This window comes from Ruegeria sp. AF1 (assembly GCF_056542125.1).
Genome location: NZ_JBQFZG010000002.1, coordinates 362,909 through 383,728, shown reverse-complemented (window position 1 = coordinate 383,728; position 20,820 = coordinate 362,909). Strand labels below are relative to the sequence as shown.

Genomic DNA, 20,820 nt, shown 5'->3' with positions numbered 1-20,820 from the left:
AGATGGCTTCTGTTGGCAAAATTTTCCGCCGTACGTTCCTGATCGGCTCAGCCGCAATTGTTGGCGGCGTCGCCTTTGGCGCGTATTATGTCACCCGCCCTGCCCCCAACCCGCTGAAACCGAAAGAAGGTGAAGCGACACTGAACCCCTTCGTGCTGATCGATCAGAATGGCGTCACCCTGTTCGCGCCCCGTGCCGAGATGGGACAGGGCGTGAAAACCACGTGGGCCGCGCTGATCGCCGAAGAACTGGATGTCGATCTGGATCAAATCACCGTCCTGCACGGTCCGGCAGCAACCGCCTATTACAACTCAGCCATGATGGGCGAGGGACTGCCAAACAAGGGCTACGACATCTCGGACTTCCAGCACAACTTAGGTGAAGCACTGGGTGTTCTTGGCAAGGCCCTAAGCCTGCAAGTCACAGGCGGCTCAACCTCGATGAAGGACGGGTTCGAGAGGATGCGGCAAGCCGGCGCTTCGGCCCGTGAAACGCTGAAACGCGCCGCCGCTGATCGGTTGGGGGTCGCGCCCTCAGACCTGAAAACAGCTTCAGGCCATGTCATCGCCCCGAACGGTGACAAGATCGCTTATACCGATCTTGCAGTGGAAGCGTCCGGACTGGAACCCGTCGAGGTACCTTTGCGAGACCCGTCCCAATGGCGTTATCTGGGCCGGACACAACCGCGACTGGACATGATGGGCAAAGTGACAGGCACTGCCGAGTTTGGCATCGATGTTCGCCTGCCCGGTATGAAATTTGCTGCCGTGCGCATGAACCCCAAACTGGGTGGCGCGATGAACAGCTTTGACGACAGTGCTGCAATCTCCATGCCCGGGGTCGAGAAGGTTGTTGATCTGGGCACTGGTGTTGCCGTGATCGCGAACAACACATGGCTGGCCAACCAGGCGGTTGAGGCTGTTGAGATCGACTGGGGCGATGCGCCATATCCACCTGATACGGACGGCATTTTCTCAAAGATTGCCGAGGCGTTTGACGACGCGCCGAACTCGACTATGCGCGACGATGGCGATGTCAGCATGACGCCGGATGGCGCGACCGAGATCACTGCCGAATACCAAGTGCCCTATCTGGCGCACGCCACGATGGAGCCGATGAATGCCACCGCGCTCTATACCGGAGATGCTCTGGAGCTGTGGTGCGGCAATCAGGCCCCAACGCTGATCCGGTTTCGCGCTGCGAATACCGCAAATCTGGACACTGAGGCTGTTCAGATTCACACCACCTATCTGGGGGGTGGGTTTGGCCGCCGGGGTGAGCTGGATTTTGGGGAAATCGCCACCAAGGTCGCGATGGCCGTGCCTGGCATACCGGTCCAGACAACCTGGAGCCGCGAAGAAGACATGCGTCACGACTACTTCCGCCCCGGCGCCATCGCCCGGATGCGCGGCGCTGTTCAGGACGGCAAAGCCGTTCTCATTGACGGCAAGGTTGCGGCACAGTCCTGCACGCAACAGGCGGTCGAGCGTTACACCGGCTTCCCTGGAGGCGGACCCGACAAAGTGCTGGTCGAAGGGTTCTTCAACCAACCTTACGCCGTGCCAAACTACCGGATGAGCGGCCACGTCGCTGATCTGGCTGTCCCGGTAGGCTTCTGGCGTTCGGTCGGCAACAGCCACAACGGCTTTTTCCACGAGACCTTCATGGACGAATTGGCCCATGCCGCAGGGCGCGACCCGCTGGACTTCCGGCTAGAGCTAATGAGAACCGAACACGCCCCGTCTGCCGGATGTCTGGAAGCGGTCAAGGAAATGTCCAACTGGACCGGGAAAACACCTGACGGCGTAGGCCGTGGCGTGGCCTTCACCTACAGCTTCGGCACTCCGGTGGCTCAAGTTATCGAAGTGGTCGACGAAGACGGTGCCATCCGCATCCACAAGGCCTGGATCGCCTGCGACATGGGGCTGGCGCTGGACCCGGAAAATGTCAAGGCGCAGATGTTTGGCGGCATGATGTATGGCCTGTCGGCTGCATGTTTCGGCGCGATCACCTTTGCCGACGGGGAAGTCGAGCAGTTCAACTTCCCTGACTATGACGCCCTTCGTATGCATACCGCGCCACAAGTCGAGGTGCGCGTTCTGGAGACCAATCGCCATATGGGCGGCGCTGGTGAGCCCGGCACGCCCCCCTCGATGCCCGCACTGGGCAACGCCCTGTTTGATCTGACGGGAAAACGCGCGCGCAGCCTACCGCTGGTCAATCAGTTCAACCTGCTGGTCTGATTGCCATTTACCTTCCCCTGCACCGGTCCGTCGCGCGCCCGCGCGGTCCGGTGCCCAAGTCAGGCTGATTTCTGAACTGCCTGACAGGCAATCCCCGCCGCCCATCCCCGCACAGCCATGCCGAAGGCTTCGAACAAGGGGCGTGAAACCGGGTCGTTGATCGCATCCCATTCGGGATGCCATTGCACGGACAGCGTGAATCCGGGCGCGTCCTTGACGTAAATCGCCTCGGGCGTTCCGTCCGGAGCATGCCCATCGATCACCACACGCTGTCCGATGCACTTGATCCCCTGCCCGTGCAGCGTGTTTGTCATGACCTCCTGCGCACCAAACAAGTCGTGGAACACACCATTTTTGGTCAGTTTCACAACATGGCGCAGTGCAAATTTTTCCTCAAGTGTACCATCGGGCGGCATCCGGTGGTTCATCCGCCCCGGCAAATCGCGAATTTCCGGATAGAGCGTTCCGCCCATGGCCACGTTGACCTCTTGAAATCCGCGGCAAATGCCCAGAAACGGCTGACCCCGGTCCACACAGGCCCGAACCAACGGCAAGGTGATTGCGTCACGCGCGCGGTCAAACTCTCCATGCGCCTCGGTTGCAGGTTCACCATATTCTTCGGGATGCACATTGGGGCGGCCGCCGGTCAGAAGGAACCCGTCGCAAACCTCCAGCAACTCCTCAACCGATACATATCGGGGATCGGCGGGGATCAGCAGCGGCAAACATCCCGATACGTTCGCCACAGCGTCAGAGTTCATCGTCCCCCCTGCATGGGTCGGGTATTGATCGTTCATGAGGTATGAGTTGCCGATAATACCAACAACGGGTCGAGACATTCCGCTTTCCTTGTTATTCATCCCCTTGGAAAGGAAGCTAACCGCAGCTTCACAGTCGTGCAAGAATACACCTCCTGCGTGACAGCGCAGGGACGTGTTCAGGGGTGCACAAATTTTCTCCCGACATTCAGTCCAGTCCCGGCACGTTTTCCCAGCACCAAACTTCAAGTTGGGAACATGCGCCAAGTCATTACTTTGACGGAGCTGCTCTCTTTGGTCGGATCTATATCTCTCCGTCCAACCCGGCGGCCTCAATTCCCGCCATCGCAACGGCAGCATCGTTTTCTGACGTGTCGCCGGTCACCCCTACGGCACCGATCACGTCCCCTTTTCGCCCCCGCAGCAAGACCCCGCCCGGAACTGGTACGACCTGCCCGCCATACACTCCGTTTACCGCCGCCATAAAGTAGGCTTGCGCCTCGGCCCGCTGCATCTGTGCCGTGCCCGCCATACCCAGCATGACAGAGCCATACGCCTTGCCATGCGCAATCGCAAAGCGGCCCGGTGCGGCATCATCCTCGCGCTCGAACGCGATGACGTGGCCGCCTGCGTCCAGAACAACCACTGAAAGTGGCTTAAGCTCCATCTCGCGGCCTTTCTCAAGTGCTTTGCGGATAATGGTACGGGCTTTGCGAAGGGAAACTTCCATGTGCATTCCTGTGTCTGCATGTCGAAAGAAGAAAAGGGGGGCGGATCGCCCCCTTCGTTTTACGCTGTGGCCGCCTTCAATTCCAGACGGCGCGCGTGCAGGACCGGCTCGGTGTAGCCCGAGGGCTGCACACGACCTTTGAACACAAGGTCACAAGCCGCCTGAAAAGCGATTCCGTTAAAGCCCGGCGCCATCGGGACATAACCCGGATCACTTGCATTCTGGCGATCCACGACAGCCGCCATTTTCTGCATCGCAGCCATCACCTGTGCCTCGTCGACAATGCCATGATGCAACCAGTTGGCCAGTGCCTGAGACGAAATTCGGCAGGTCGCACGGTCTTCCATCAACCCGATGTCATTGATGTCGGGGACTTTGGAACATCCCACGCCCTGATCGACCCAACGCACGACATAGCCCAGAATGCCTTGTGCATTATTCTCGACCTCGCGCGAGATTTCCGCGTCGCCAAGATTGCGCCCCCCCAGCAGGGGAATGGTCAGCAAATCGTCAAGTGTTCCTCGGGCACCCGCCATTGCGATCTCGTCCTGGCGGGCCAGTACGTTGACCTTGTGGTAATGTGTGGCGTGCAGCGTCGCAGCTGTGGGCGACGGCACCCAGGCGCAGGTCGCACCAGCCAGCGGGTGACCGATCTTGGCCTCAAGCATGTCGCCCATCCGGTCCGGCATCGCCCACATGCCTTTGCCAATCTGCGCCTTGCCTTTCAGGCCACAGGCCAAACCGATATCGACATTGCGGTCTTCATAAGACGCAATCCAGGGCGTGTTCTTGATGTCGCCCTTGGGCAGCATCGGCCCGGCCTCCATCGAGGTATGAATCTCATCCCCCGTCCGGTCCAGGAAACCGGTGTTGATAAAGGCGACGCGCGATTTCGCGGCGCGAATGCACTCTTTCAGGTTTACCGACGTGCGGCGCTCCTCATCCATGATCCCCAGCTTTACGGTGTTGCGCGGCAGACCCAGAATGTCTTCGACCATGTCGAAAATCTCGACCGCAAAGGCAACCTCTTCCGGCCCGTGCATCTTGGGCTTCACAACATAAACCGACCCTTCGACCGAGTTCCCCCCATCCCGTTGCAGGTCATGCATTGCGATCAGAGTGGTGCAGAGTGCGTCCATCAACCCTTCGCCAATCTCGCGCCCTTCGGCGTCCAGAACGGCCGGGTTCGTCATCAGGTGGCCGACATTCCGCACCAGCATCAGCGACCGGCCTTTCAGGGTCGCCTGCTCACCTGTCGGTGTGGTGAAAGTCAGATCCTCTGCCAGCTTGCGGGTAAACGTGGTGTCGCCCTTGGTGACGTCTTCGGTCAGATCACCCTTCATCAGGCCCAGCCAGTTGCCATAGGCAACGACCTTATCCGCCGCATCAACACAAGCGACCGAGTCTTCACAGTCCATAATCGTTGAAAGAGCGGATTCCAGCCGGACGTCTGCTATACCTGCGGGATCAGAGGCGCCGATGGCTCCAGTCGGATCGATCATGATCTGAATATGCAGGCCATTGTTTTTCAGAAGCACAAAAGCCGGCTTGTCTGCCGCGCCACCGAAACCAACAAATTGATCGGGGTTTGCCAGTGCCGGGGAAAGAGCACCTTCTTCGACATGCAGTCCCGACACGTCGGCCCAAGACCCACCAGCCAGAGGTACAGCGTCATCCAGAAAGGCTTTCGCCCATGCAATCACCCGTGCACCGCGCGCCGCATCATACCCACCGCCTGTTGGCAGATCGCCTATCGCATCGGTGCCATAAAGCGCATCATACAAGCTGCCCCATCTCGCATTCGCCGCGTTCAGCGCAAAGCGTGCGTTGGTGATCGGCACAACAAGCTGCGGCCCCGGTGTCAGCGCGATCTCGGGGTCGACATGCGTCGTGTCGATTTGAAACCCGTCGCCTTCCTCGACCAGATAACCGATTTCCTTTAGAAAAGCCTGATAGTCAGTGGGATCAATGCTCTGACCCTTGCGCGCAATATGCCAGCCATCGAGGCGCCCTTGTATTTCGGCCCGCTTGGCCAGAAGCGCGCGGTTTTTCGGCCCCAGTTCAGAAACCAGTCGTGCCAGACCCGCCCAGAAATCCTGCGCCGACACACCCGTACCCGGCAATGCCCGCGTCTCGATAAACTCTGCCAGTATTGGATCGATCTGCAGCCCGCTCAGGGTTTGTCTGCCACTCATCTTCCTGCTCTCCTGCGATTGTGTGCCATTGTATGCGTAAGTGACTTAGGCCGAAAGTTTCCGATAGGCAACTTTCGACTTTGCGTTAGGGTTATTCGGATCGAACGGAAGCTGTTTCAAAAACAACAAGGGAATGGCGGGGGCCAGTTGCAGCTCTGGAACGATGCCCCTAACGTCGCGCCAGACACGAACCGATGCGAGGCCCCCATGCGCGACGCTGCCCCCACCACGATCTTCCTGAAAGACTACACTCCATTTGGTTATCTGCTGGACAGCGTGCACCTGACCTTCGATCTGTCGGCACATGCAACACGGGTCACGTCGCGTATCGCGTTTCGTCCAAACCCCGACGCCTCCGACCGCACCTTTTTCCTGCATGGCGAGGATCTGAACCTGATCCGCGCCTCCATTAACGGAACCGAAGTTTCGCCTGACGTCACGGACAAGGGCCTGACCGCCGATGTCCCCGACGCTCCGTTCATCTGGGAAGCCGAAGTTGAGATCGATCCGGGCAACAACACGGCGTTGGAGGGGCTTTATATGTCGAACGGCATGTATTGCACCCAGTGCGAGGCGGAGGGTTTCCGCAAGATCACATATTACCCGGATCGCCCCGATGTCATGTCCACCTTTACCGTGCGTATCAATGGCGACCTGCCGGTTCTGCTGTCGAACGGCAACCCCTCGGGCAAGGGCGAAGGATGGGCCGAATGGACCGACCCGTGGCCCAAGCCTGCCTATCTGTTTGCGCTTGTCGCTGGGGATCTTGTGGCCCATCCCGACCGGTTCACCACCAGATCAGGCCGGGATGTGGCGTTGAACCTGTGGGTACGCCAGGGGGATGAGGGCAAATGCGCCTTCGGAATGGAGGCGCTGAAGAAGTCCATGAAATGGGACGAAGATGTCTATGGCCGGGAATACGATCTGGACGTCTTCAACATCGTCGCCGTCGATGACTTCAACATGGGCGCGATGGAAAACAAGGGGCTGAACATCTTTAACTCTTCGGCTGTTCTGGCCAGTCCCAAAACCTCGACCGATGCCAATTTCGAACGGATCGAGGCGATCATCGCGCATGAGTATTTCCACAACTGGACGGGCAACCGCATCACCTGCCGCGACTGGTTCCAGCTGTGTCTGAAAGAAGGCCTGACCGTCTTCCGCGATGCACAGTTCACATCCGACATGCGCTCGGCCCCCGTAAAGCGCATACACGACGCCATCGACCTGCGGGCGCGGCAATTCCCCGAGGATAACGGCCCGCTCTCGCACCCGGTCCGGCCCGAAAGCTTTCAGGAGATCAACAATTTCTACACGGCCACCGTTTACGAAAAAGGTGCCGAAGTGATCGGCATGTTGAAACGGCTGGTCGGGGATGAGGCCTATGCAAAGGCGCTGGACCTCTATTTTGACCGCCATGACGGGCAGGCCTGCACGATCGAGGATTGGCTGAAGGTGTTCGAAGACACCACAGGCCGCGACCTGACCCAGTTCAAACGGTGGTACAGCCAATCGGGCACGCCGCGTTTGACCGTATCTGAAGATTGGGCCGACGGGACCTATACCCTGACACTGAAACAGCGCACCGATCCCACACCGGGTCAGGCAGAGAAACTGCCCCAGGTGATCCCGGTCGCTGTTGGCCTGCTGGGGCCAAACGGGGATGAGGTCCGCACGACTGAAGTGCTGGAACTGACAGAGGCTGAGCAGAGCTTTCAGTTCACCGGGCTTGCGACAAGGCCCACAGCTTCGATCCTGCGCGATTTCTCGGCACCGGTCATTCTGGAACACGATCATTCAAACGCCGAACGCGCGTTTCTGCTGGCGCATGACACAGATCCGTTCAACCGCTGGCAGGCTGGCAGATCGCTGGCGCAAAACACCTTGCTGCGGATGATCTTGGACGAGGCAACCCCAGACGCCGATTACCTTGACGGGCTGCTGGCCGTGCTGCGCGACGACACGCTGGACCCGGCCTATCGCGCCTTGATGCTTGGGCTGCCGACGCAATCCGAACTGGCTGCGGCTTTGCATGAACGCGGTCACACGCCAGATCCGATGGCAATCTGGTCGGCGGTCGAAACGCTGCGGCAGGCCACGTCACAGCACGTGCAGGATCTGCTGCCCCGTCTGCACAGCGAGGCGTTGGTGGATGGCCCCTACAGCCCGGATGCCGAGCAATCCGGAAAACGCGCCCTTGGCAGCGCGGCACTTGCGCTGACTTCTCGTCTGGACGGAGGGGCAATGGCGGCCACTGTGTATGCCAAAGCGGATAACATGACCCTGCAACTGACCGCCCTGTCCTGCCTGCTGCGCGCCCGCAAGGGCGAGGCGCAGCTGGCCGCCTTCTATGACCAATGGCAGCATGACCGGCTGGTCATGGACAAATGGTTTGGCTTGCAGGTGACCATGGCCGCACCAGAGGCGACACCGGAAGCAGCGAAGGCATTGACCTGGCATCCCGACTTCAACTGGAAGAACCCGAACAGGTTCCGCGCTGTCATGGGCGCGCTGGCGATGAACCACGCAGGGTTCCACCAGCCGGATGGTGCCGGGTACAGCCTGCTGGCCGATTGGCTGATCCGCCTTGATCCTGTGAACCCGCAAACCACGGCACGGATGTGTTCTGCCTTCCAGACCTGGAAACGGTACGACGCCGGGCGTCAGGACCTGATGCGCGCACAATTGTCCCGCATTGCGGAAACTCCGAACCTGTCGCGCGACACGACGGAAATGGTATCCCGCATCCTCGGCGCATGACACCTTACAGCTTTACCCGTCGCAACCGGAACACGCGAACACTGGTCATTCTGGCAAGCATCTACGCGACCCTGCTGGCTCTGGTCATCCTGTTCGACGCGGCTTGGTGGGTTGTTGGCCTGCTGTCTCTGGCCACCCTCCCAGCGCTATGGGACGTGATCCAGAACACCAGCGCCGGGGTGCAGCTGGACGCGGATGCAGTGTGCTGGTTCACGGGTAATCGTAAGGGCGACATCCCAATGCGGGATATCGACCATTTCCAATTTGACACCCGGTGGGACTTTTCCGTTCGCGTATCCATCGTCCTGAAATCCGGGAAACGAATCCGGCTGCCAGATGAGTCTCTGCCTCCGCATCGGGATCTGGAAGCCATTCTGAAACAGGCAGGTTTTCGCGTAAACCGTCATCATTTCACTGTTTTCTGAAACACTGCGTGATCTACGGACGCATTGGACACAAAAAACAAAGTTTATTGAGCAAATCACTTGAATTGAGCCTGATACCTCGCCAGACTTCAGACTCAGTTAAGTGTTTTTACAGTTTTGAGTTTTACCATGTTTCGGTCGTTAAGGGCGTTGTTTGCCCAGCCCATATCCAATCCCACGGACGCCTCAGAAGATCTGTGCGCAACGAAATCTGCGCTGGCCGCTGCCCTGCCTGAACATGGGCAGCTCAACATTCCTGTGGCGACATCGAATTGCGACAATCTGATTGGACATTCTACAATCGAACATGGGCGCTATCTGGCCAGACAGGATCGCTGGACCGAGTTGTCCGAAGAAATGCGTGCAGCGGATCAGGATCGTGCCGCCGTATCGGATGGTATGCCGATTGCCGATCTTTTGGCGTTCGGGGCCAGATCTGACGTGATTCTGGCTGCGGAACATGCGCTGTCGGACGGCAAGGCCATATCTGATTACGATTTGCTGGGTGGTATTTCGGAACTGGAAGGCGAGTTGTCTGACAATCCTGGTGATCCGATGATCGCTGCCGTTGTGGCGCTGGCCCATATCGATCTGGCCTGGGCCTGGCGCGGGAACGCCAAGGACACGGCCTTGCCGCCCTTGCACCGCTCGCGCTGTGCCGCTCATTTCGACCGGGCCGCTGCGATCCTGCCCAAGTGCAAGGCGGATGCGCCGGACAGCCCTCTGATTGCGGCCGCCGGTTGTGCCCTGTTGGCCGGGCAGCGCAAGTCAAACGCCCGCGTTGCCGATGAGTACGAGCACCTGATCACACTGGACCCGCACAATCAGCGTCACATGCGCGCGATGGGCAGCCATCTTTTGCCCCGGTGGTTCGGCAGCTACGCAGAACTGGAATTACAGGCACTGCGCAATGCCGTCCGGACACAGGATATCTGGGGCGCAGGTGGATATACGTGGGTGCAATTCGATGCCATCGCTTTGGACGAAGAGGCCTGCGCACAGGTCGATGTCGAATATTTCCTTGAAGGATTGCGCGATATCGTCGGTCTGCGCCCTGATCAGCAGATGATCAATATGTTGTCGGCCTATTGTGCAATCACCATTCAGAATGGTCACGGGCTGAACGAAAAAGCAGACAATGTCCGCGCCCAGATGCGCGACACCGCAAACTGGCTGATCCGCGATCACCTGACCGAGCTTCACCCCCTGATCTGGGCCCATGCCGCCAACGGGTTCAACAACTCGGTCCGCATCAACTCGCCCGAGCGGTTTGCTGCGCGCGGTCAGCGCGACGCGCTGCGCGCTATCTCGGATCTGTTCCGGGATGAACTGCGCAGCGGCAAGGATGTAACCTTCACACCGTCTGGTCTGCAGTTTTCCAAGAACTGAACGCGTCAGGATTCCCCCTTGCCCCTAGGCCCTGCCGGGCCTAATACGCAGGCTTAGACTTCTGCGGAAATGAGGCGCGCCATGCTCGACCTGACACACGAAATGCCCAAACCCAAAACCATTGCCGGGGCCAAGCACGATTGGGAACTGGTGATCGGGATGGAGGTGCATGCGCAGGTCTCATCCAATGCCAAGCTGTTCTCGGGCGCGTCCACCAAATTCGGGGCCGAGCCGAACTCGAACGTGGCTTTCGTGGATGCGGCAATGCCGGGGATGCTGCCGGTGATCAACGAGTTCTGCGTGGAACAGGCGGTGCGCACCGGGCTGGGCCTGAAAGCGGATATCAACCTGAAATCGGCCTTTGACCGCAAGAACTATTTCTATCCTGACCTGCCGCAAGGTTACCAGATTTCCCAGCTTTATCATCCTATTGTGGGCGAAGGCGAAGTGCTGGTCGAGATGGGTGACGGCACTGCGCGCATGGTGCGGATTGAACGTATCCACATGGAGCAGGACGCAGGCAAATCGATCCACGACATGGACCCGCACATGTCCTTTGTCGACCTGAACCGGACCGGTGTCTGCCTAATGGAGATCGTCAGCCGCCCTGATATTCGCGGGCCGGAAGAGGCCGCCGCCTATATCGCCAAACTGCGCCAGATCATGCGCTATCTGGGCACCTGCGATGGCAACATGCAGAACGGCAACCTGCGGGCGGACGTCAACGTCTCGATCTGTTTGCCGGGTGCTTATGAGAAGTATCAGGAAACACAGGACTTTTCGCATCTGGGCACCCGTTGCGAGATCAAGAACATGAACTCGATGCGGTTCATCCAGCAAGCCATTGAGGTCGAAGCCCGCCGCCAGATCGCCATTGTCGAAGCCGGTGGCAAGGTCGAGCAGGAAACCCGTCTGTATGATCCGGACAAGGGCGAAACCCGGTCGATGCGGTCCAAGGAAGAAGCGCATGATTACCGTTATTTCCCCGATCCCGACCTGCTGCCGCTGGAGATCGAACAGGCATGGGTGGACGATATCGCCGCCCATCTGCCAGAGCTGCCTGACGACAAAAAAGCGCGCTTTATCAGTGAGTTCGGCTTGACCGACTATGACGCTTCAGTGCTGACTGCTGAAGTGGAATCGGCGGCCTATTTCGAAGAGGTCGCGCAGGGCCGCAATGGCAAACTGGCCGCGAACTGGGTGATCAACGAGCTGTTCGGGCGTCTAAAAAAAGAAGACCACGACATCACGGAGTCGCCGGTTTCTCCGACGCAGCTGGGTGGGATCATCGACCTGATTTCGTCCAATGCCATCTCGGGCAAGATCGCCAAGGACCTGTTTGAAATCGTTTATACTGAAGGCGGTGACCCGGCGCAGATCGTCGAGGATCGCGGGATGAAACAGGTCACCGACACCAGCGCGATCGAGGCTGCACTGGACGAGATCATCGCGGCCAATCCGGCCCAGGTCGAGAAGGCCAAAGTGAACCCGAAACTGGCGGGTTGGTTCGTGGGTCAGGTGATGAAAGCGACCGGCGGCAAGGCCAACCCGAAGGCCGTTAACGATTTGGTCAGCAAGAAGCTGAGCTCCTGAACCTTACAATTTGTACAAGCCTGCCAGTGGCAGTTGTCAGGTTTGTACAAACAGATTTCCACGATTTCTTAAGAAATGGGGTCAGCTCATCGGCTTGACTTCGCCTGTGATTGCACCCTTTCTTCCGACCCAGAGAGGTGAGGTATCATGCAGAACAGATTTGATCAGGAACTCGAAGATCGGCTGGTGCGTTACGCGGCGATCGACAGTCAGAGCGACGAGACCTCGGCGACCACGCCGAGCACACAGATACAGTTCGACATGCTGAACCTGCTGAAGCAGGAACTGACCGAGATCGGCGCAAAGGATGTGACACTGACAGGTGACAGCGTGGTCGTCGCGAGCATCCCCGGCACCGCGCCCGGCCCGACGGTGGGCTTTCTGGCGCATGTGGATACGGCCCCCCAGTTCAATGCAACGGGCGTCAAGCCGCGGGTGATCAAGGGATATAACGGTGGCGACATTTCCTTTCCGGACAATCCGGATTTGGTGTTGTCCCCGGACGAGAACCCCTATCTGGCCGAGAAGATCGGACATGACCTGATCACGGCGTCGGGTACCACCCTGCTGGGCGCGGATGACAAGGCCGGGGTGTCGATCCTGATGACCATGGCGCGGCATCTGATCGAAAACCCGGATATCCCGCACGGGCCTATCCGCATTGCCTTTACCCCGGATGAAGAGATCGGGCGCGGCGTTACCGAACAGCTGCCCAAGGATCTGGGGGCGGATTTCGCCTATACTCTGGACGGTGCCGAAGTGGGCGAGATCGAATATGAAAGCTTCTCGGCCGACCGCGCCGTGATCCGGATCGAGGGGGTATCGATCCACCCCGGACTGGCCAAGGACAAGATGGTGAACGCAGCCCATCTGGCGGCAAAGATCGTGCAGACCTTGCCGCAGGCCACCATGACGCCCGAAACAACCGATGGCCGCGACGGGTTCATCCATGTCACCGACATGAGCGGCGGGTCGTCCGAGATGGAAATCAAGCTGATCCTGCGCGATTTCGAGATGGAGGGCCTTGAGGCGCAACGTGACATCGTGCGGCAGGTCTGTGCGGCCGTACAGGCCACGGAACCGCGCGCGACCATCACCTGCGATATCAGCCACCAGTACCGGAACATGCGCTATTGGCTGGAAAACGACATGACACCGGTTGATCTGGCGCGCGACGCCTGCCGCGAGCTGGGGATCGAGCCGCTGTCGGTGCCGATCCGCGGCGGCACCGACGGGTCGCGCCTGACCGAGTTCGGCACCCCCTGCCCCAACCTGTTCACCGGAATGCAGTGCATTCACGGGCCGCTGGAGTGGATTTCGGTGCAGGACATGGCAGTGGCGACCGAGCTGTGCCTGTCGGTTGTGACCAAGGCGGCACAGGCTAACGGCAATAATCAGGGCTGAAAACCGCCGCTCGGGCGACGGCCCTTTCACCCCGGGGTCAGCGTGGTAAGTTGGCGCGAACAGGTATTTAGGAACACTTGATGCAGCTTTTTGAATACAAGGTCGTCCCCGCGCCGCAAAAGGGCGTGAAAGCCAAGGGCGTGAAAACGGCCGAGGGCCGCTTTGCGGTCTCGGTCGAACAGGTTCTGAACCAGATGGCGCAGGACGGCTGGGAATACCAGCGCGCCGAGCTGCTGCCCAGCGAGGAACGCTCGGGCCTGACCGGATCGACCACAAACTGGCGCAATGTGCTGGTGTTCCGGCGGGTCGTGGCCGAGGAAGTCGATGCGTCGGTGATCGGAGAAGTGCCCGAGTTTGACGATACCCCATTGGCCCAACCGATCCCCGGCCCCGGTGTGGTGGCCGCGCCGAAACCAATCTCGGAAGAAGCGAATGAACCGCCTTTGTCGTTGAAAAGCCGGGACCAGGTTGACCAGGATACGGATACCGCCAATGACAAGAAAGACGCCTGAGACGGATCAGGGTTTGACCTGCGGTCACACCTGAAACACCGTGTGGACTGGAAGTTGAGCAGCCCGCCCGCGGGCGGGTTTGGCGCTGCGGGCGCGATATGTGCTTATCAACCCAGCGAAATCTGTGGCATGTTAACCGGACAACCGGGAGGGGCTTTGAAATGGGTATTCGGCAGACACAGGGGCGGGCACGCCTGTATGACAGCATCCTTGATACAGTCGGCGACACGCCCTGTATCCGGATCAACCGGATCGCGCCGGAGCATGTGACCGTTTATGTGAAGTTCGAAGCGTTCAATCCGGCGGGGTCGGTCAAGGACAGGCTGGCGCTGAATATCATCGAGGCGGCAGAACGGGACGGGCGGCTGAAACCCGGTCAGACGGTTGTCGAGGCGACATCGGGCAATACCGGGATCGGGCTTGCCATGGTCTGTGCGGCCAAGGGATATCCGCTGGTCGTGACGATGGCCGAGAGCTTTTCGGTCGAGCGGCGCAAGCTGATGCGCTTTCTGGGCGCCAAGGTTGTTCTGACCCCCAAGGCACAAAAGGGGTTCGGCATGTATACCAAGGCCAAGGAACTGGCCGAGGAAAACGGGTGGTTTCTGGCCAGCCAGTTCGAGACCGCAGCCAATGCCGATATTCACGAGAATACGACCGCACGGGAAATCCTTGCGGATTTCGAAGGCACGCAGCTGGATTACTGGGTCACGGGATATGGCACCGGCGGCACGGTCGCTGGGGTGTCACGAGTGTTGCGCAAGGAGCGGCCCGATACGAAAATCATCCTGACCGAACCGGCAAATGCCGCCATCGTGTCTTCAGGCTATGTGAATACGCGCAACGACGATCACCAGCCCACCGAAAGCCACCCCAATTTCGAGCCGCACCCGATTCAGGGCTGGACGCCGGATTTCATTCCATGGGTCCTTCAGGAAGCCATCGACAACGCCTATTACGACCAGCTGATCCCTGTTCCGGGGCCGCAAGGGATTGAATGGGCGCGCCGCCTTGCCTCGGAAGAGGGGATATTCACCGGGATCTCGGGCGGGTCGACCTTTGCGGTGGCCATGAATCTGGCGGAAACCGCGGCGCCGGGATCCGTCATGCTGGTGATGCTGCCGGATACGGGCGAGCGTTACCTGTCGACGCCTCTGTTCGAGGGGATCGAAGACGTCATGACGGATGAGGAATATGCGATCTCGGCCTCGACCCCGTCGGCGCAGATGAGCGCGGAATAGGGCGCAGCGTCAGGTTCCGATATCCAGCGCCAGCGCGTGGATGCGGGGCACGATATCGCCCAGCGCCTTGTGCACGGCCCGGTGGCGGGCGACGCGGGATTGACCGGCGAATGCGGCGGCGCGGATGCGGACGTTGAAATGGCTTTCGCCGCCTTCCCTGTGACCTGCATGGCCGCGATGGCTTTCGCTGTCGTCGATCACGTCAAGTTCATGCGGGTCAAAGGCGGCTTGCAGGCGGGTTCTGATTTCGTCGGTCACACTCATTTTTTTGCTCAGCGGCAAAATTTTTGCCGCCCCCCTCTTCTACTTTCGGCTGCTTAGACTAAACTGCTGCCTCCGAGTCGAAAAGATGCGTTCGTGAGGATAGAGCATGGCGAAATCAGACCCCTTCGGATTCGATATGTCCGTTTCCAGCGCCAAGAAAAAGAACCCGCGTGGGCGCCGGGGCATGTCAGGCGCGTCCGAGACCTCGGTCCGGATCTGCGATCACGACGGGTGTGACGAGCCGGGCAAGTTCCGCGCGCCAAAGGCACCGGATGTTCTGGATGACTATTTCTGGTTCTGCCAGCAGCACGTGCGCGAGTATAACCAGAAGTGGAACTTCTTCGATGGCACCACTGAGGCCGAGCTGAACGCGCAACGCTCGAAGGACAAGGTTTGGGAACGTGAGACCAAGCCGATGGGAGACCCGGAGGCGCGCGCCTGGGCCCGTCTGGGCATTGAGGACCCGCATCAGGTTCTGGGCGCCAACAGCACGCAGAACAAGGGGCGCACCTCGGGTGGTGGCGGACGTCGCCTGCCCCCCACTGAACGCCGTGCAATCGAGATTCTGGAAGCCCATGACAGCTGGTCCAAAACCGAAGTGCGCAAGGCGTACAAGAAGCTGATCAAGGTGCTGCATCCGGACATGAACGGCGGCGACCGGTCGCAGGAAGAGCAGTTGCAAGAGGTCGTCTGGGCCTGGGACCAGATCAAGGACAGCCGGAATTTCAAGTAGGGCCGCCGTCAGTCGCCAGCTGTTTACACAGTTTGAACGGATTGTGAGGATGCTGTCTGGAAACCTGTTTCAATTCCCGCAATAGTAGTGGGAATTGAAACAGTGCTTTTCCCGGAGCAACCGCTGTGCGTATGCCTTTCTTTTTGCTGCTTGCCTCACTTTGCGGGCTGGTCGTGGCGCAGTTCTATCCAACCGAGATGGACTGGCTGTTCCTTTTGGCCCTGCTTTGTGTGTTCGCCAGTACGATCCTTCTGATCCGGGCCTGGTTCGGCTGGCGCAGGGCCAACACATGGATCATCGTGGACGGGTCGAACGTGATGCACTGGAAAGACGGCGCACCGGATCTGGCAACGTTGCGGCAGGTTCTGGCCAGCCTGAAGCAAGCCGGGTTCAAACCGGGCGTCGTGTTCGATGCGAACGTCGGGTACAAGGTCGAAGGGGAATACATGAACGACCGGGCGCTGAGCCGCGCCCTGGGCTTGCGGGCCAAGCGGGTCATGGTCGCGCCCAAAGGCACGCCGGCAGATCCGTTGATCTTGCAGGCGGCGCGGGACAGCAAGGCACGTATCGTTACAAATGACATGTTCCGGGACTGGGAGGACGAGTTTCCGGATGTGTTGAAAGCGGGTCGTCTTGTGAAAGGCGGTTTTCGCAAGGATGAGCTTTGGTTTTCGCTTTGACCACGCGACCATAGCTTTACGCATCGATCCGGGTTTCGTAGCGTTCAGGGATGACACTGACGTGGCCTTGCCCCGACAGAACAGTTTTGGATGCAAGGACCGTGGTACGCAAAGAGCAGAAACCACCAAAAGCCAAGATCCCGCTGGATCATCCGTTTTCTGACATCGTCAGCGATGCGTACAGGGTTTTCGCCTATCCAAAGCCGAGCAGTATAGAGGTTTGCGAAGGCTGCTGCATGGACGCCGATATTGAGGCGGATTTCTTCACGCCGTCCATTGCCGAGCTACCCCTGCATTACGTTCAGGATTGGTTCTTCGCCGCTTGTGATCCCGCGGGGATAGCCCGCGAAACATGGGGGTACCTACTGCCCCGGATCCTTGAGATTCTGTCCGTGGACGAAGACCCCGCCAGTGTTGGGCTGGAGGTGAGCCTGAACCGGTTTGAAACCGGTAACCCGGATAACTGGTCACCCGAGGAATGGCAGGTTCTGGACCGGTTCCAGCGTGCATATCTGAAACGTGAGATGACACGGGAACGCGGCTGTCTGGACGATACGCTTTGCATGTTCGCCCTGGCAGGGTGGCCGCTGGAGTCGCTGTTCGAACAGGTCGCCGCAAGCCCGGATACCGAATTGGTGCTGCGTCTGTGGCGCGATTGGTGTGCATATTGTATTCCGGGGCGGGACTCGATCTGGATCACCGCGTTCTGGAACAGCCCCGGCAATACGCGAGCCTTTGAGTTTTACACCTCGGAAGCGATGCACGACAGGATGACCCGCATTGCGTTCGCCGAGGACACTCCGGAGGATATCGCGGAAAAGGCGCTGGCCGTGGCTAGTGTTATCGAGACCCATGCTGATTGGGGCATAGGCGGGTTGAACGGCCCATAATGCCCGTGCCATGCGCGAATGATGTTGGGTCGATGTCCCGGAGGATGAAGGCGTCAAACCTTGTTCGGTTGATCCCCGATTAGCAACTTCTGCACGAATGCAGTAAACAGCGGGGCGTGATCCGGGCGCGCACCAACAGCGGCGCCACGATTTCCGTTATGTGGGCCTAGTCTGCGAACATGTCTCGCAACGCGCGTGCCTCACGCCCGGTCAGGCAGCTTAAGCACGTTTGGGGGTGCGGTCCTGCGTCTGAAAGTAACCCCGGAAAGAGCGCGCGCAGTTCCTCGACATCGTCGCGATGCAGTGATTTCAGCGCCATATCGCCCGGAAACAGGCTTTCGCTTTGCAGGCCGTGCGAGGTGAGGATCACATGTTCGGCGCAGGCGATGTGGTAATATGTCACCGCTTCACCCGTCGTCACCTGCCGGATGGTATCATCGTTGACCAGATGAATGGCCGCGCAGAACACGCTTGGTGCGCCAAAATATAGCTCGGCCCGCCAGCCCCCCAGCACGACCCGGTGTTGCGGAGAAAGGTAAAGATCCCTGTCCGGCAGGCCCTTGCCCATCGCATCGCGCCGGATGCAAACCGGGTTGAATTGGGGCCGGACGCGCAGGATTTGCGCACTGAGCGTTCGTTTGCCGATCCATTCGATGGGCAGCGTGGTCCCACCGGCCACGCAAACCCGATCGCCCACGGCCAGATCTTCGACCGGGCGCGGGCCGCAATCCGTTTCGATCAGGGTGCCCGAGACAAAACAGGGTGGATCGGTCGGGTTCAGATCAACCGGGGTAATCTTCCAGTTGCCTGTGGTCATCGGGCCTGTTGGGTTATTGGCATCCCAGGCGTAGATCTGCCCGCCGACCTGAATGAACTCTCCGGATTCCCCGGTTCCGCGATAGTTTCCCTGGCCAAGATAGGTGTAGGGCTGGAAGGTCGTGCCCCCATCAAACGACACCATCGAACCGCTGATGATCGCGGGTTGTGTCGTGTTCTGGACGATGAGATCGTTCTGGCCCGTCGTATTGACGGTGTGGAGAAGAGCGTTAAATGCCACCGGGAGTCACCGCGGCTTTGCAGGCAATTTCTAACGTCTGCCTGTCATTCGACACGGAGCGACACCCCGGTAAGGCCTGCGCTTGGCATTCCTGCTTCACCAACACCCGATCACTTACAAAACGCCCCATAAGACCATATTATATGCCTGATAAGGTCATCCTCTACAACATGTAGATTGTTGAATACCTACTTGCGTGCAGCCTTTCGGACACATGGTTTGGCGGGTGCGTCCGAATGGCAGCACTGTCATTGTTGATGAACGCGGCTTGATCTGCGTCTTGTACCCATCGCGACCAAGGATCGTCCGCGCGTCAATAGGGCCAGTTTGAAAGAAAAACCTGCTCACCTTTCGGAGCGGGCCGCTTTCCCTTGCCCTTGTCCGCAATATGTTGCACCACACACGGGTTCAAACCCGGTGAGCGGGGCAAAGGATAAGGACAAGGCGCATGGCTGACGGATCGATCGATGTAAACGCAAAACCCACCGAAGATATCTCGGTCCGTGACGTATTTGGCATTGATACGGATATGAAGGTCAAAGGGTTTGCCGAAGCCACCGACCGTGTGCCCGTGATCGACCCGACCTACAAGTTTGACCCCGAGACGACATTGGCGATCCTGGCGGGCTTTGCCCATAATCGCAGGGTGATGATTCAGGGCTATCACGGCACCGGCAAATCGACCCATATCGAGCAGGTCGCCGCCCGTCTGAACTGGCCCGCTGTGCGCGTGAACCTGGACAGCCACATCAGCCGGATTGACCTGATCGGCAAGGACGCAATCAAACTGCGCGATGGCAAGCAGGTGACCGAGTTCCACGAAGGCATCCTGCCCTGGGCCCTGCGCAACCCCGTGGCCATCGTGTTCGACGAATATGACGCGGGCCGCGCCGACGTGATGTTCGTGATCCAGCGGGTGCTGGAACATGATGGCAAACTGACCCTGCTGGACCAGAACGAGATCATCACGCCGAACCCGTGTTTCCGCCTGTTTGCCACTGCAAACACCGTGGGTCTGGGCGATACCACAGGTCTGTATCACGGCACGCAGCAGATCAACCAGGCACAGATGGACCGCTGGTCGCTGGTCTCGACCCTGAACTATCTGAGCCATGACGCCGAGACGATGATCGTGCTGTCGAAGGCGCCGCATTACAACACCGCCGAGGGCCGCAAGACCGTCAGCCAGATGGTCACCGTGGCCGACCTGACCCGGACCGCCTTCATGAATGGCGACCTGTCCACCGTCATGAGCCCGCGGACCGTGATCAACTGGGCGCAGAATGCCGAGATCTTCCGCAACGTGGGCTATGCTTTCCGCCTGTCGTTCCTGAACAAATGCGACGAGTTGGAACGTCAGACCGTGGCCGAGTTCTATCAGCGCTGCTTTGACGAGGAATTGCCGGAAAGCGCGGCGAGTGCGAGCTTGGGCTAATTGGTGATACGACAAACGATAGGTGCAGCGTTAATTTCGTTGCCCTCTCTGGCGCACGCCGAACTATCTTCAAGCGTTTTTCCGACCGGTGCTTCAGAAGTCGAGAAGATCAAACACTGTGTGGCTGTGAACTATGCCAACGCACTAGCTGGACTAGTTGGTTCGGAGATAGCCAACTTGTCCTCTAAGCCACGCGAATACTACTTTGGCGACAAAGTTCAGACCAACCTACCCGCCGACTGGATTCTTGAGGCCATAGGAGAAATGTCGGTTTTAGCAGATGCGCAAAAAGTAGCACTCGGCTGGGAAAAAAACTGGCGAAGCCAAGGCGAAACCTACTGGGCACCGATCAAACTTAACGATGGCGAACCTTACAATGTTCACGAAGGCAGACTTCTCGCTGCCCACACAATTGCATGTGCGGAATTCACGCACGCTATCACTATTAAGTATGGTCGCGGTTTCTACTCGAAAAACACCCAGGAAGTTTCGCTACCTGAGTAACTCCTAACTG

18 protein-coding genes are annotated in these 20,820 nt (G+C 59.0%); 13 read left to right on the top strand and 5 right to left on the bottom strand.

Going from position 1 to position 20,820, the window contains the following annotated elements; translation table 11 throughout:
- Nucleotides 1-2: 2 nt before the first annotated feature.
- Nucleotides 3-2,243, top strand: a complete 2,241-nt coding sequence (locus ACR0BK_RS06410; protein WP_480554094.1) for a xanthine dehydrogenase family protein molybdopterin-binding subunit — start codon at nt 3-5, stop codon at nt 2,241-2,243.
- A gap of 59 nt (nt 2,244-2,302) precedes the next feature.
- On the opposite strand, the gene ACR0BK_RS06405 is transcribed toward ACR0BK_RS06410, so the two are convergent.
- From ACR0BK_RS06405 to ACR0BK_RS06395, 3 genes are all read right to left on the bottom strand, one after another.
- The gene (locus ACR0BK_RS06405) at nt 2,303-3,082 is read right to left on the bottom strand and encodes a gamma-glutamyl-gamma-aminobutyrate hydrolase family protein (RefSeq protein ID WP_480516334.1); all 780 of its coding nucleotides are present in this window, start codon (nt 3,080-3,082) and stop codon (nt 2,303-2,305) included.
- A gap of 223 nt (nt 3,083-3,305) precedes the next feature.
- Complete coding sequence (locus tag ACR0BK_RS06400) at nt 3,306-3,731, bottom strand: GlcG/HbpS family heme-binding protein (RefSeq protein WP_480481817.1); 426 nt, start codon at nt 3,729-3,731, stop codon at nt 3,306-3,308.
- A gap of 59 nt (nt 3,732-3,790) precedes the next feature.
- Entirely contained in the window at nt 3,791-5,926 is a 2,136-nt protein-coding gene (locus tag ACR0BK_RS06395; protein ID WP_480554093.1) for a malate synthase G, read from the bottom strand.
- A 207-nt stretch (nt 5,927-6,133) separates the two neighbouring features.
- On the opposite strand from ACR0BK_RS06395, the gene pepN reads away from it, so the two are divergent.
- The 7 genes from pepN (at nt 6,134) to ACR0BK_RS06360 (ending at nt 15,247) form a co-directional block, all read left to right on the top strand.
- On the top strand, nt 6,134-8,686 hold the full coding sequence (gene pepN, locus ACR0BK_RS06390; protein ID WP_480554092.1) for an aminopeptidase N: 2,553 nt from the start codon (nt 6,134-6,136) through the stop codon (nt 8,684-8,686).
- Entirely contained in the window at nt 8,683-9,111 is a 429-nt protein-coding gene (locus tag ACR0BK_RS06385; RefSeq protein WP_480554091.1) for a hypothetical protein, read from the top strand. Before pepN ends, ACR0BK_RS06385 begins: the two co-directional genes overlap by 4 nt.
- A gap of 129 nt (nt 9,112-9,240) precedes the next feature.
- Nucleotides 9,241-10,500 carry a hypothetical protein gene (locus tag ACR0BK_RS06380; RefSeq protein WP_480554090.1) on the top strand — a complete coding sequence of 420 codons (1,260 nt, stop codon included), beginning with the start codon at nt 9,241-9,243 and terminating at the stop codon, nt 10,498-10,500.
- Nucleotides 10,501-10,581: 81 nt separating this feature from the next.
- Complete coding sequence (gatB, locus tag ACR0BK_RS06375) at nt 10,582-12,093, top strand: Asp-tRNA(Asn)/Glu-tRNA(Gln) amidotransferase subunit GatB (RefSeq protein ID WP_480554089.1); 1,512 nt, start codon at nt 10,582-10,584, stop codon at nt 12,091-12,093.
- Nucleotides 12,094-12,240: 147 nt separating this feature from the next.
- A complete protein-coding gene (gene pepT, locus ACR0BK_RS06370) occupies nt 12,241-13,497 on the top strand; it encodes a peptidase T (RefSeq protein WP_480516322.1) in 1,257 nt (418 codons plus the stop codon).
- Nucleotides 13,498-13,577: 80 nt separating this feature from the next.
- Complete coding sequence (locus ACR0BK_RS06365) at nt 13,578-14,009, top strand: DUF4177 domain-containing protein (protein WP_480475993.1); 432 nt, start codon at nt 13,578-13,580, stop codon at nt 14,007-14,009.
- A 161-nt stretch (nt 14,010-14,170) separates the two neighbouring features.
- A complete protein-coding gene (locus ACR0BK_RS06360; RefSeq protein WP_480493815.1) occupies nt 14,171-15,247 on the top strand; it encodes a PLP-dependent cysteine synthase family protein in 1,077 nt (358 codons plus the stop codon).
- Nucleotides 15,248-15,256: 9 nt separating this feature from the next.
- Here ACR0BK_RS06360 and ACR0BK_RS06355 read toward each other — a convergent pair whose 3' ends face one another.
- A complete protein-coding gene (locus tag ACR0BK_RS06355) occupies nt 15,257-15,511 on the bottom strand; it encodes a BolA family protein (RefSeq protein ID WP_209597754.1) in 255 nt (84 codons plus the stop codon).
- A gap of 106 nt (nt 15,512-15,617) precedes the next feature.
- Between ACR0BK_RS06355 and ACR0BK_RS06350 the strand changes: the two genes are divergently transcribed.
- The 3 genes from ACR0BK_RS06350 to ACR0BK_RS06340 all read left to right on the top strand — a co-directional run bounded on the left by ACR0BK_RS06350 (nt 15,618) and on the right by ACR0BK_RS06340 (nt 17,814).
- On the top strand, nt 15,618-16,244 hold the full coding sequence (locus tag ACR0BK_RS06350) for a J domain-containing protein (protein ID WP_480475989.1): 627 nt from the start codon (nt 15,618-15,620) through the stop codon (nt 16,242-16,244).
- Nucleotides 16,245-16,375: 131 nt separating this feature from the next.
- A complete protein-coding gene (locus ACR0BK_RS06345; RefSeq protein WP_480475987.1) occupies nt 16,376-16,924 on the top strand; it encodes an NYN domain-containing protein in 549 nt (182 codons plus the stop codon).
- 101 nt (nt 16,925-17,025) lie between these two features.
- Entirely contained in the window at nt 17,026-17,814 is a 789-nt protein-coding gene (locus ACR0BK_RS06340) for a hypothetical protein (RefSeq protein WP_480554087.1), read from the top strand.
- A gap of 166 nt (nt 17,815-17,980) precedes the next feature.
- On the opposite strand, the gene ACR0BK_RS06335 is transcribed toward ACR0BK_RS06340, so the two are convergent.
- Entirely contained in the window at nt 17,981-18,871 is an 891-nt protein-coding gene (locus ACR0BK_RS06335; protein ID WP_480475983.1) for a Hint domain-containing protein, read from the bottom strand.
- Nucleotides 18,872-19,319: 448 nt separating this feature from the next.
- Between ACR0BK_RS06335 and cobS the strand changes: the two genes are divergently transcribed.
- Together cobS and ACR0BK_RS06325 are read left to right on the top strand one after the other, a co-directional pair.
- Nucleotides 19,320-20,306 carry a cobaltochelatase subunit CobS gene (gene cobS / locus ACR0BK_RS06330; RefSeq protein ID WP_480475981.1) on the top strand — a complete coding sequence of 329 codons (987 nt, stop codon included), beginning with the start codon at nt 19,320-19,322 and terminating at the stop codon, nt 20,304-20,306.
- Entirely contained in the window at nt 20,307-20,810 is a 504-nt protein-coding gene (locus tag ACR0BK_RS06325; protein WP_480554086.1) for a hypothetical protein, read from the top strand. It abuts the gene before it with no gap.
- Nucleotides 20,811-20,820 lie beyond the last annotated feature (10 nt).